General features: G+C 66.1%; 5 protein-coding genes, 2 tRNA genes and 1 pseudogene. 7 read left to right on the top strand and 1 reads right to left on the bottom strand.

The features are described from left to right. Positions 1-22: 22 nt before the first annotated feature. From gyrA to HJG52_RS18735, 5 genes are all read left to right on the top strand, one after another. Complete coding sequence (gyrA, locus tag HJG52_RS18750) at positions 23-2,710, top strand: DNA gyrase subunit A (protein ID WP_171245167.1); 2,688 nt, start codon at positions 23-25, stop codon at positions 2,708-2,710. Continuing rightward, positions 2,707-3,312: a DUF3566 domain-containing protein gene (locus HJG52_RS18745; protein ID WP_171245166.1), complete on the top strand. Its 606-nt coding sequence runs from the start codon at positions 2,707-2,709 to the stop codon at positions 3,310-3,312. Before gyrA ends, HJG52_RS18745 begins: the two co-directional genes overlap by 4 nt. Before the next feature lie 219 nt (positions 3,313-3,531). Next, positions 3,532-3,608: transfer RNA gene (locus tag HJG52_RS18740), tRNA-Ile, on the top strand. Between the two features lie 42 nt (positions 3,609-3,650). After that, positions 3,651-3,770 (top strand): DLW-39 family protein, encoded by a 120-nt coding sequence (locus tag HJG52_RS21095; protein WP_240978247.1) that lies wholly within the window; start codon positions 3,651-3,653, stop codon positions 3,768-3,770. Positions 3,771-3,812: 42 nt separating this feature from the next. Continuing rightward, positions 3,813-3,888: transfer RNA gene (locus tag HJG52_RS18735), tRNA-Ala, on the top strand. A gap of 407 nt (positions 3,889-4,295) precedes the next feature. Here HJG52_RS18735 and HJG52_RS21945 read toward each other — a convergent pair. Beyond that, positions 4,296-5,150 (bottom strand): annotated as a pseudogene (locus HJG52_RS21945) (DDE-type integrase/transposase/recombinase); the annotation flags it as partial. Positions 5,151-5,500: 350 nt separating this feature from the next. Between HJG52_RS21945 and HJG52_RS18725 the strand changes: the two are divergent. Beyond that, the gene (locus HJG52_RS18725) at positions 5,501-8,527 is read left to right on the top strand and encodes a hypothetical protein (protein WP_171245165.1); all 3,027 of its coding nucleotides are present in this window, start codon (positions 5,501-5,503) and stop codon (positions 8,525-8,527) included. Positions 8,528-8,555: 28 nt separating this feature from the next. After that, positions 8,556-12,851, top strand: coding sequence for a DEAD/DEAH box helicase (locus HJG52_RS18720; RefSeq protein ID WP_206071156.1), 4,296 nt, complete (start codon positions 8,556-8,558; stop codon positions 12,849-12,851). The last annotated feature ends 104 nt before the right edge of the window (positions 12,852-12,955 follow it).

Here is a 12,955-nt window from a genome sequence, read left to right as displayed (position 1 = left end):
GCATTGAAGGACAAGGGAATTCATGACTGAGCAGCCGCCCACCATCACCCCGGGCGATCGCACCGAGCCGATCGACCTCAACACGGAGATGCAGCGCAGCTACATCGAGTACGCGATGAGCGTGATCGTGAGCCGCGCGCTGCCCGACGTGCGGGACGGGCTCAAGCCGGTGCACCGCCGCGTGCTGTACGCCATGTACGACGGGGGCTACCGGCCCGACCGCGGCTACAACAAGTGCAGCCGTGTCGTCGGTGACGTCATGGGTCAGTACCACCCGCACGGCGACTCGGCGATCTACGACGCGTTGGTGCGGTTGGTGCAGGACTGGTCGCTGCGCTACCCGCTCGTCGACGGGCAGGGCAACTTCGGCTCGCGCGGCAACGACGGGGCTGCGGCGCCGCGGTACACCGAGTGCCGGATGGCGCCGATCGCCATGGAGATGGTGCGCGACATCCACGAGGACACCGTCGACTTCCAGCCGAACTACGACGGCAAGACGCTCGAGCCGACGGTGCTGCCGGCGCGCTTCCCCAACCTGCTCGTCAACGGCTCGGCCGGCATCGCGGTCGGCATGGCGACCCAGATCCCGCCGCACAACCTGCGCGAGGTCGCGGCTGGTGCGCAGTTCTACCTCGAGAACCCCGACATCGGTCGTGAGGAGCTGCTCGAGGAGCTGCTCAAGATCATCCAGGGCCCGGACTTCCCGACCGGCGCGCTCATCATGGGGCGGCGCGGCATCGAGGACGCGTACCGCACGGGGCGCGGCTCGATCATCATGCGCTCGGTCGTCGAGGTCGAGGAGATCCAGGGCCGGCAGTGCCTCGTGGTCACCGAGCTGCCGTACCAGGTCAACCCGGACACCCTCGCCCAGAAGATCGCCGAGCTGATCAAGGACGGCAAGCTCGCCGGCATCGCCGACCTGCGTGACGAGACCTCGGGCCGCACCGGCCAGCGCCTCGTCATCGTGCTCAAGCGCGACGCGGTCGCCAAGGTCGTGCTCAACAACCTCTACAAGCACACCCAGCTGCAGACCAACTTCGGCGCCAACATGCTGGCGCTGGTCGACGGGGTGCCGCGCACGCTGCCGCTCGACGCGTTCATCCGGCACTGGGTGGACCACCAGATCGAGGTCATCGTCCGGCGCACGACCTTCCGGCTGCGCAAGGCCGAGGCCGACATCCACATCTTGCGGGGCTACCTCAAGGCGCTCGACGCGCTGGACGAGGTCATCGCGCTCATCCGCCGCTCGCCGACGGTCGAGGAGGCGCGTGACGGCCTCATGGAGCTGCTCGACATCGACGAGATCCAGGCGCGCGCGATCCTCGACATGCAGCTGCGTCGCCTCGCCGCCCTGGAGCGGCAGAAGATCATCGACGACCACGACCGGCTCGAGGCGTTGATCAAGGACTACCAGGACATCCTCGCGACCCCGGCCCGGCAGCGGACCATCGTGTCCGAGGAGCTGGCCGAGATCGTCGACAAGTACGGAGACGACCGGCGCTCCAAGATCGACCTGTTCGACGGCGACATGTCGATGGAGGACCTCATCCCCGAGGAGGACGTGGTCATCACGATCACCCGGGGTGGTTACGCCAAGCGCACCCGGGTCGACGCCTACCGCCAGCAGGGTCGTGGCGGCAAGGGCGTGCGTGGCGCGCAGCTGCGTGGTGACGACGAGGTCGAGCACTTCTTCACCACGAGCTCGCACCACTGGCTGCTGTTCTTCACCAACCACGGCCGGGTCTACCGCGCCAAGGCCTACGAGCTGCCCGACGCCGGGCGCGACGCCAAGGGCCAGCACGTGGCGAACCTGCTCGCGTTCCAGCCGGACGAGCAGATCGCCCAGGTCCTCGACCTGCGTGACTACGAGCAGTCGCCCTACCTCGTCCTCGCCACCCGCAAGGGCCTGGTCAAGAAGACGCGGCTCGGCGACTACGACTCCCCCCGCTCCGGCGGCCTGATCGCGGTCAACCTCAAGGACGGCGACGAGCTCATCGGTGCCGACCTGCTCAGCGCCGACGACGACCTGCTGCTCGTGTCGCGGCACGGCCAGTCGGTGCGGTTCAACGCCACCGACGCCCAGCTGCGGCCGATGGGCCGGGCCACGTCCGGTGTCACCGGCATGCGGTTCCGGGGCGAGGACTCGCTCCTGTCGATGAGCGTCATCCGGCTCGGCGAGGACCCCGACGTGTTCGTCGTCTTCGAGAACGGCATGGCCAAGCGCTCCCCCGCCTCCGACTGGAACACCAAGGGCCGCGGTGGTCTCGGTGTCGCGGTCGCGAAGATCACCGAGCGCAACGGTGAGCTCGTGGGTGCGCTGACGGTCCAGGAGGGCGACGACGTCATGGTCGTCTTCGCCAAGGGCAACATCGTGCGTATGCCGGTCGCGCCCGTCGCGCGCCGCGGGCGCAACACCCAGGGCGTCATCTTCGCCCGCCCCGGCAAGGGCGACTCCGTGGTCGCGGTGACGGACGCACCCCAGATGAACGGCGACGGCATACCGGTCGATGGATCGGCCGATTCCGCTGACGGCGCCGTCGTCGCCGGTGAGGCCGCATCCGGCGGTGACGCGCCCGGCGTTCCTGAGAGTGGGGAGCGCGACTCGCAGGCCCCTGATGCCGTACCGTCGGAGACGAACGACGAGGCCACGCCGGACGCAGCCTCGAGCGAGGTGTCCGACGAGACCGAGACCGACGGAGGTAACGAGTGAGCACGGCAGGCCACACCAGCCGGTCGGCCCTGGGCCAGGGCGGATCGTCAGGCACCCCGAGCAGCTCGGGAGCCGGCGCGAGTCCGTCCTCGACCTCGTCCTCGGCCGGCAGCTCGGCGTCGACCGCGACCTCCTCGCGCGCCGGCAGCTCGGTGGGCAGCACGGCTGGTGGCTCTGGTGTCGGTGGCTCCGGGTCCGGCGCGACGGCCACCCAGCCCCGCCCGGGCGTCTCGGCCCGGCAGCGCCGCGTCAAGCTCACCGTCTCGCGCGTCGACCCGTGGTCGGCGATGAAGATGTCGTTCCTCATCTCGGTCGCGATCGGCATCGCCGGCGTCGTCATGGTCGCCGTGCTGTGGATGATCCTGTCGGGCATGGGCGTCTTCACGCAGATCAACAGCGTGGTCGCCCAGGTCATCAACGACAACGAGAACCCGTTCAACATCATGGACTTCCTCGGGTTCCGCCGGGTGCTGTCGCTGTCGATCGTCATTGGCGTCATCGACGTGATCCTGCTGACCGCGCTGTCGACGCTCGGGGCGTTCCTCTACAACATCTGCAGCTCGCTGGTCGGTGGCATCCAGCTGACCCTGACCGACGACTGACCGGGCCCTCGCGGCGCTTGCCGCAAAACGGCGGTTGCGCGGCATACCAAGCAGAAATTGCTGGTCGGTATGCCGCACAACCGCCGTTTCGTGAGGCCGGTCCGGGCGGTGCGTTGGCGGCATACCTGGCCGTTCGGAACCGTTTTGGAGGACGGTCGGAGGGTGGGGTAACCTCGTGCCTCGCGCCACTCCCGTGGCGCATGCGGAGATTGGGCTCACGGGCCTATAGCTCAGACGGTTAGAGCGCTTCCCTGATAAGGAAGAGGCCACAGGTTCAAGTCCTGTTAGGCCCACCAATCCCGATCCCCGCGGTTCCTCTTCGAGGGAAGGCGACCGCCATGAAGAAGATCCTGATCCTCATCGCGACCGCCATCGGCGCCGCGGCCCTGCAGAAGAAGCTCAAGGCTCAGCAGGCCGAGAAGGACCTCTGGGCAGAGGCGACCGACACCCCGAAGTGACACCGGCCACCGCGCAGCTCGTATGCCGCGTGGTGACCACCGGGGGCCATGGCGCAATTGGTAGCGCACCTGCTTTGCAAGCAGGGGGTTAGGGGTTCGAGTCCCCTTGGCTCCACCACTTGATCTCTCAAGAGATACCGGACAGGCCGGACCCAGGATTTGGGTCCGGCCTTCTGGTTTTTGGTTTGGTCCTGGTGGTCTGCCGAGGGGTTGATAGTTCTTGGTGGGGTCGAGGGTGAGTTCGCGTAGGAGTTCGCCGGTGGCGGCGTTGATGATTCGGATGTGGAGCCCGTCGACGAGTTTGAGGACCTGGGTTCGGGCGTGTTCGGCGCCGACGCCGATGTGGTGCATGCGGCCGCCGTGTCGCAGGGTGACTTTGCCGTCGGGGTCGACCTTGTCAGTGAGCACTCGGGCGTGGGAGTCCTTGGTTCGCTCGGCGCTGGGGCCGGCCTTGGGTCGGGTGTTGTAGGCGGTGGCTGGGGTGGTCCGGTGCGGCAGGGAGCTGTGTGGTCGGGTGGTGTTGTAGGCCTCGACGAAGGTGTCGATGAGGGTCTGCAGCTGCGTGGCGGTGGTGGGCTGGGTGGGTTGTGCGGTGAGCCACTTCTTGAGGGTTTGCTGGAAGCGTTCGACCTTGCCGCAGGTGGTGGGGTGGTTGGGTCGGGAGTTCTTCTGAGTGATGTTGAGTCGGCGCAGTTCGGTCTCTAAGGCGTTGTGTCCGCCGCGGCCGCCGGAGAACCGGGCGGTGTACACCATGCCGTTGTCGCTGAGTATGGACGCGGGGTAGCCGTGGCGGGCGGCGGTGTCGCGGAACGATTCCAGCACGATGCGGCCGGTGATTCGCAGGTGCGCGGAGACGTGCAGGGCGTAGCGGGAGTGGTCATCGAGCCAGGTGAGGATCTCGGTGTCGGTGCCTGCGCCGGCGATGGGGTTGTCGCTGAGGCGGTAGTGGGTGAAGTCGGACTGCCAGGTTTCGTTGGGTTGTTCGGCTGCGAAGCGGATGTAGGAGGCTTTGGGTCGCTTCTTCGGTTCCGGGGCAACGAGGCCTTGCCGGGTCAGGGTTCGCGCGATGGTGCTGGTTGACACCCGGACTCGGTGGTGGTGCTGCAGGTGCCAGGCGATCGTTTCTGGTCCGGCGTCCATGCCATCTTCGGTCAGCTGTTTACGCAGCAGGACGATCAGGTCGATCGTCGTCGGCACGATCGCGCTCGGGCTCGTCCTGGGTCGCCGTGAGCGTGGTTCGAACGCCCTGTCGCCCTCAACGCGGTACCGGGCGAGCAGCTCATAGATCCACGAGCGGGAGACACCGTAGGTACCCGCCACCTCGGCGACCTTGCGGCCCTCGATCTCGATCGCGGTGATGACCAGCCGGGCCTTCGACATGACCCGGACGCTTCCCTGAGGTGTATGTACACCTCTCAGCGGCCCCCTGTCGGTGTCCGGGATGTCTTGAGAGACCTGTCCGGGATGTCCTGACGGATCACACCCTTGGCTCCACCATAGGTAACGGCACCTTCCCCCTCCAGGGCGAGCGCCCCCTTCATTCCGTTGGTAGGTGTGTTCGCGGTCTGCCCGCCGGGCAGTAGCCACCGATCAGGGCCAGGAGCTAGCGGTGACTGGGCCCACGGGTCCTTCTGTCGTCCATCTCGCTCCGCGCCTTAGACCCTATTTTGCCCAATCCGCCCAGATCAGTCCGGGGCTTCTGTACGTTCCAGACTGGGAGGGATGTTGCTGTGGATGCGTGGAGCGAGTACGACCGCTGGAACGACGCGATCGCTGAGGTCATCTTTGCGCGCTCCGAGGAAGTACGTCCTGTCTACCTCGACCTTGAGGACGATCTCGTCAACGACCTCGCTGCCAAGATCGACGTCGCTAGCGTTGCTGCCGTTGACGCACTCTGCGACGTCGTCAGCGGCACGTTGGATCGCTCGGAAGGCCCTGCCCGGGTATTCGCCCGTCATGACGCGCGACTACGCAGCTGGATCCGTGGCGGGCGCAGCACGCCTCCGCCGATCCTCGGCGTTCTTGCTTGCTTCTCTCTAGCCGCCGAGCAGATGGCCGGCGGCGACGGCATGGCGGCAAATAACTACTTTGGCCGCCTCGGCCAGGTGCTGCAGTGGCGCTCGCACGACCCCTCCCTCAGCATGGCGTACCGACGCGTCGCGGAGCGCTACTGGAGTGAGCTCAACCGCTGGCTCATTCAGGAGGAGGGCGAGCGTGGGATCCCAACGGCGTTCTCCTTGGCTCACCGGTACGTCGGCCTCTCGGTCTCCCAAGCTCTGGTCAGAAGCAATGACCGAGAGAAGCTGAAGGACTTCTTCCAGGTCTTCGGATTTGCCCCGGGGAGCCAAGTCGCCCCGGCCGACCTAGTGCCTCTGCTCGACAGCTGGATCAAGCAGGCCCACTGCCCCGTCAGTGCAAGTCTTGCGCGACTGTGGTCCAACGGTCAGGCACGGTCGCGAATCGCCGAGGCAGCCGCGGTCACGCTTGCCTCCTGGGACGGCTCCGTGGTCGACCGTGGCACAGGTCAATCCTCCGGGACTGGCCGGCTTCACCTCACACTCGAATTGGGCGGCTTCCCACGGAAGCGGTTCTCAATCTCGGCCCTCTTCTATGTCCCTCAGGCCCAACTGGGCCGGTCCATGGAACTGCTCACCGCGGAGCCGGGCACAGCAATCGACCTCGTCCCTGACGTCCCCGGTGCTCTCGGCCTGGCACCGGGATCGTCCCTTCGCCCAGACGACGTTCTTGCCGGCGTGTTCCGAGTGCGCGACGACTATTCGGGCGTGACGCTGGAGCGTCGCCCGAGGCGGCTCGTCGCTTTCAGGGAGGACGAGCTCTCTCGACGTTGGGTGGAAGTGCAGCAGATCATGCTGGGTGACGACCTACGCCTCCTCGTCGAGGACGGCTTGGCGCCCCGGGTAGCGGAAATCTTGGCAGTTGTCGCCCGGCCTGGGTGGGAGGCGGCGACGCCGTACCCGGGGCAGCCTGAGGGCTGGACACTGTTCACCGGCGTGGAGGTCCTGAACCACCCCGGGTCGCTGATTCCCGCCAACAAGATGGACGACCTGTCCGCGCTCATTCCACTGACCGCGTCCACCCTGAAGGTGTCCGGTGGATTCGCAATTCCGGGAAGTGTTCGTGGCAAGTGGCACGCAGCTCTTCCTCCCGAGATTCGAGCGGTCAACGATGCGCACGGCGGCTTCATCGTTCGCCTCGTCCAACTGGACCGTTCGTCGGATGAGCTCGAAGAGCGCCACATCTCTGAGTGGTCCGACGAGGGCGCAGGCGTCGTCATCGAGCCGCTCGCTAGCCTGAAGCTCCCCGACGGGGACTACCGGATCGAACTTGTTCCGAGCGGCCAGAGCGACCCGTCGAGCAGCGCGATGCTCTACCTGCGGTCGGGCGACACCCGCGACGAGCGGCAGTGGCATCTCGCCGAGTCGATCAGCTATGGGCCGGGGATCGGTGCACTCGGCGTCGCCACCGACACGGATTCGATGTCGATCCAGGGTCACGCTGTATTCGGCTCACCAGAGCCGCCACCCGCTCCTCGCGGCACTCCGCCGCGAGCCCCTTCCTGGTCGAAGGATGTCGGAACAAGGCGGCGCGAAGCCCAGCCCATGCGCATCACCGTTCCCGACTCAGACTCATGCATCCGAACGGGGAGACATCGCCAGGAGATCGACACCGTGGAGTTGGACTCCAAAGGTCGTCCGACGACCTCGTGGGTTTACGGGCGCTGCAAGACCTGCGGCCTCGTGAAGCGGTATCCGACCCGGATCAGAAAGCGTCGGCAGGGCGCTGAACCCGCAGAGGGTCAAGAGGTGCACCCTGTGCACGACCTCACGACGCTGAGCCCTGCGGTCACATCGAGCCAGGACCGAGACTGGACCGTCGCATGCGACACGCTGCAGCACCTCGGCGGAGGAGCGTGGGCCTCGCTGGAGAAGGTCGCCCTGCAAATCGAGCCAACCGGGCTCTTCGTCGACCAGTTCGCGCGCACCCTCGAGTCCCTCGGGCACATCTCCATCCGCCGCGACGAGAAGACGCTCCGCCCGGCGGCATGGGAGATCAGTCCCACGCAGCTGACCGGCTGCGCGACAGGCCGGTTTGCCTTCAATGGCTACTGGCCGACTGGGCTCTACAACGAGGTCGTTGACGCAATCGAGGCAGACCGCGCGGACACCACAGTCGAGGGTAAAGAACCGTCTCAATGCTTTGGCACCCACCTAGGGAGCAAGACGCACTCAGTCGCCGATGAATGCGAGGTCGCCGTCATCCCTGACGCCTGGCGGGCGCTTGCCGCCGCCCTGCCTCCGATGAGCACAATCCTGCAACAACTACCGCGTCAGAGCGCGTCTGCCGGCGGTGACATCTCATGGTTCGACGTCGTCGACGCCGCATGGAAGCGCGTTGACAGCTACGAAGCACAGGGCGCATACCGCATCCGCAAGTTCGCCACCCTCGATGTCGTCCGTTCCGCAGAGGACCTGGAGCGAGGAACCTACGCGCGGTGCCCGGTCCAACTCAGCAAGCATCTAGCTGCGCTGATGGACGGCAGGCCGCTGGCCGCCTACGACCCGAACCAGAAACTGTTCATGGTGCCCGTCGGCGCAGAGCTGCCTGGGCTCTACGGCCGGGCCCTGACGGCAGCCTCATGCCTGCCACCTGCTGTCGTTCACGCCTCAGGGGCGGTTGCGTACCGGGACGTCCCGGAAGAGCTCGCAACGCGCGTCTTCGACGTACTCACCCGATAGGACACCGTCAGTGCCATCAGGAACCGGCATGCCAGCCCCCGCAACGGTGGCCACTGCCATTGAAGAGGCCGTTCTCTCCTATATCGACACTGCCTACTGGCTGCGCGATAGAGGCCTGGCAGCAGAGCGTCGCGCGCTGCTCTCCAGACCGGGAATCCTGTTTCAGGATCCGCTCATCGAGCCGGTACTCCCCTATCCGAACGTTCGCCCTGCCCTCGACGTTTGCCGTTCGGTCGGCCTCGACGAGGTCGAGGCGGACGTCCTGCTGAAAGGCGTCTTCGGCGACTGGGCCGGTCGCGACATGCTCCTCCGTGAGCATCAGGCCGACGCACTGACCCTCTCCATGAGCGACAAGTACCCGGTCGTGACGTCCGGCACTGGCTCCGGCAAGACCGAGAGCTTCCTGCTCCCGGTGCTTGCGAGGCTCCTGCTTGAGGCCCGCTCTTGGCAAGGCATCAACCAGCCGAACACATGGTGGGATTCGCGGCCCGAACGATGGTCACCCACCCGGACCGAACCCCGCGACGCAGCAATCCGCGCCATCGTCCTCTATCCCATGAACGCGCTCGTCGAGGACCAAGTCTCGCGCCTTCGCAGGTCGCTACGACGGATTGCGGCCCTCGGCGGACCGAATCTGTGGTTCGGCCGATATACGGGCGCGACGCTGGGCGGCACTGCAATGCCGGATCGCGGTCGGCACCGCGATCTCAGTCAGGTCGCGGCCGAGCTCCGCGCGATGGTCACCGAGATCGACGGCGTGAAGGACCTCGGCGAGGATCTGACATCGCAGATGAGCGATCCGCGACAGAACGAGCTCGTCACGCGGTGGGACATGATCCAAACCCCGCCGGACATCCTGATTACCAACTACTCGATGCTGAACGTCATGCTCATGCGCGACCTCGAGCAGCCGATCTTCTCGAAGACTCGCGACTGGTTGCGCGCCGACGGAACCCGGTCCATCTCTCTAGTCGTCGATGAACTGCATCTCTACCGTGGGACTCAGGGCGCCGAAGTCTCGATGATCGTGCGGGCGCTCTGTGATCGCCTCGGGCTCGCACCAGACTCCAGCCAGTTGAAGATCATCGCCACCAGCGCATCGCTCGACGACGATCGCGCCGAGTATCTCGAGCGGTTCTTCGGGACCAGCCGGGATGCGTTCGTAACGGTGCCCGGCTGCCCGCGCGGCGTCTCAGCAGACCTTCCGCTCAATTCCAGCGAGGTGAAGACGAGACTCGAGCGTGGCGATCTAACCGGCATTGACGAGGCGATCGCCGTTGCATGCCGTGACGGCGACCCCGCGCAGGGTCTCCGGGCCACTCCTCTCGGCGAGGTGGCAAGTCGCTTGCTCGATACCGGCGACCAGGGTCTTCTCGCGCAAGTCCTTGATCGCCTGGGCTCCGTCCCCACCGAAGGGCAGATCCCGTTCCGGAGCCACATGATGGTTCGGACGATGCGCGGCCTGTGGGCGTGCATTGATCCCCAGTGTCCGGAGGCCGGCGGCGCTAGTCCCGCTGTTGGAAAGCTCCATCCCAGGCCAGCCGGATTCTGTGAATGCGGCGCCCGGGTACTCGAGCTGCTCTACTGCGACCACTGCGGCGATGTCAGCCTCGGTGGCTGGATTGTCGGCGAGGAGGCCGGCGGAGCATTTCTCGCGTCAACCCCCGCAACGGAAGGCGCCGACAGCGACAAGGTCATCTTCCGGCGCGCGGCAAGCAGGTACCTCTGGTACCGACCGGGGTCCCTCCCCCCATCCGCGCACTGGAATCATGCCGGGCCTGGCAGCGTCGACGTCAGGTTCAGCTTCGCCGGCGCGGAATTGAGCCCGAAGCTCGGGTACGTCCGGCCGGCTCCCGCTGCCGAAGCGACGGGGGTGATGCTCGTTCAGGCCGGCGCTGGAGATTGGTCGCCGCCCGCCCTCCCGTCTCGGTGCCCTTCGTGCGGGCACCACGATGTCCAGCAGCGCTTCCGTCAAGGCATTGTTCGGTCACCAATCCGAGCGCACACCCAAGGCACCGATCAGGCCGCTCAGTTGCTGGTTTCGGAGACCACGCGAGCCGTCTCTGCAGACAGGCGCCCTTTGAAGACGATCGTATTCACTGACAGCCGCGACGACGCTGCCGAGACTGCAATCGGACTTGCGCAGAACGGTTTCGCCGATCTGCTGAGGCAGCTCCTCCAAAAGACGTTCAACGCCGAGAACGACACCGTGCGGATCCTTCGGGACGGACCGAAGCCTGGGGCCCTGAGTTCGAGCGACCTCGTCCGCTGGAGTGCGTTGGGGCAGGAGTTCCCCGACGCCATGAGGGCGTACATGCTCGCAGCAGCAGGCGCGGCCGACGATGCTGCACTGGCCACCATCGCCGCGTTCGAAGCCGAGAACGCCTCACTGCGCCGTATCTCGCTGCCGGACCTCATCGCCAGTCTGACTGGGGAACTCCTCGCACTCGGTGTGCCGCCGGGCGGTCAACGTGCTGTGCTGATGAAACTCGACGACGGCGAACCGTGGTACCGAGCATTTGACCCCCCGGTACCCGGCGAGTGGACGCCGCTGCCGCCAGGGCCAACTCGCGATCAGTACCAACAGCGATTCCGCCGATACCTGACCATGGCACTAGGCGATGCGCTCCTCGGCGGCCGCGGCCGTGACATCGAAAGCGCGCTCGTGGCACACCTTGCACCGCGGCCGACCGGAGACGACCTGCTGGACTCGGTGCTGGCATCCACCATCCGGCTCTATGGACGCGCGAACCGGTGGACTCCCGGCCACACGTCTGACGCAGCAATCATGCCGCGGCGGGTCATTGACTTTCTGCGTCGCGCGGCCGCAAAGAACTCCGTTGATTCCGACGAGTTGATCGCCCGCGTCACGTCCCATCTCCTTCCCGCGATGGACGGCCCGTCCCTCGGCCTGGAGAAGGGAGACCTTCCAATCATCCTCCGTCGCCACGGCAGCGAGGTTTGGGTCTGCTCAAGTTGCTCCACGCGTCACCTTCACGAGTCAGCAGGCACGTGCATCCGGCAGTCATGCGCTGGGCTGCTCGAAGCGATCGCCCACGAGGTCCTCGCCGAGTTGGACTACTACATTCGGCTAAGTCACCTCGAGCCCAGCCGGCTGGCGGTCGCCGAACTGACGGGACAGACGAGCCCTGCATCCGAGGCACGCGCCCGGCAACGACGATTCCGCGGTGCCCTGCTTCCGGAGCCGCGCGAGAACGAGCGCACTACTCCCCTCGATGTCCTCAGCGTGACAACGACCATGGAGGTCGGCATCGACATCGGCAGCCTGAGCTCGACGGTGATGGCTAACATGCCCCCGCAGCGGTTCAACTATCAGCAGCGCGTTGGCCGCGCCGGCCGTGCGAACCAGCCCTTCTCGTACGCCCTGACCCTGTGTCGCGATCGGTCACACGACGACTACTACTTCGTTGAATCGCGGCGCATGACCGGCGACCCACCACCCCAGCCATTCCTGGATACCAGTCGTCCGCTCATCCTGCGCCGGGTCGCCACAGCCGAGGCGCTTCGTCAGGCCTTCGGGTCACAGGCATCTCCTCCGAGCGGGCGTTCCTCCGTCCACGGGTCCTTCGGCCAAGTCCACGACTGGCCGGGGATCCGAGACGAGATCGCTACCTATCTCGCAACGTCACCGGTCATCGCGCCTCTCGTAGAAAGGTTGGCTGCCTACACGGGGGTGGCGAACGCGGATGTCAGCGCAATCAGAGACTGGATTCGGACCGACCTCGTCAGCGAGATCGATTCCGCGTACGGCGATCCCCTACTTACGCAAACTGATCTGTCTGAAAGGCTGGCCAACGCGGGAGTGCTTCCAATGTTCGGCTTCCCGACACGCGTTCGGACGCTCTATTACGTACCCGGCGCCGGCCGGCCACCCGAAGAAGTCTCTGACCGGCCACTCGGACAAGCCGTGTCCATGTTCTCACCCGGATCGCACGTCACGAAGGACGGCTGGGTGTACACCGCCAATGGCTTCGCTTCATACACCCGGACCGGCCAAACCAAGGCCAATCCGCTCGGACCGTCGACGTTCGTCCGACGCTGCCCGCAATGCACCTTCGCGATCGCCGGCTCGGACGGCGAGCCCGCCTCCATCTGCCCCGTCTGCGGCGCCGTGCTCGAACAAACGACGATGCATCAGCCTCTGGGATTCCGCACCGAGGCACAGCGTGATGATCGGCGAGCCGACGAGGAGGTTTCGAGCGCCGCGTCTCGACCGGTACTCGGCTGGGCAGAGGAGCCAGCAACGCCTACACCCATCGCGGCGATGGACACGTGGATTCTGGACCGAGGTGCGTCTGAGTAAATGCACCAGTTGGCGGTTGAAATACCCAGCCAGGAGGCGGTGCTCATGGGTGATCCTGGCGGTGTTCTCGGCGGGTGGCAAGTCGGGCACGCCGGGCGTTGTCG

The organism is Knoellia koreensis (genome assembly GCF_013041615.1).
GTDB lineage: Bacteria > Actinomycetota > Actinomycetes > Actinomycetales > Dermatophilaceae > Pedococcus > Pedococcus koreensis.
The sequence above is the reverse complement of the archived record's forward strand: the minus strand, read 5'-3'. Positions and strand labels throughout refer to the sequence as shown.

What these genes read in the sequence shown, in the direction of transcription:
- gyrA (WP_171245167.1), top strand. Translation starts at nt 23, where the DNA reads ATGACTGAGCAGCCGCCCACCATCACCCCGGGCGATCGCACCGAGCCG.
- HJG52_RS21095 (WP_240978247.1), top strand. Translation starts at nt 3,651, where the DNA reads ATGAAGAAGATCCTGATCCTCATCGCGACCGCCATCGGCGCCGCGGCC.
- HJG52_RS18720 (WP_206071156.1), top strand. Translation starts at nt 8,556, where the DNA reads ATGCCAGCCCCCGCAACGGTGGCCACTGCCATTGAAGAGGCCGTTCTC.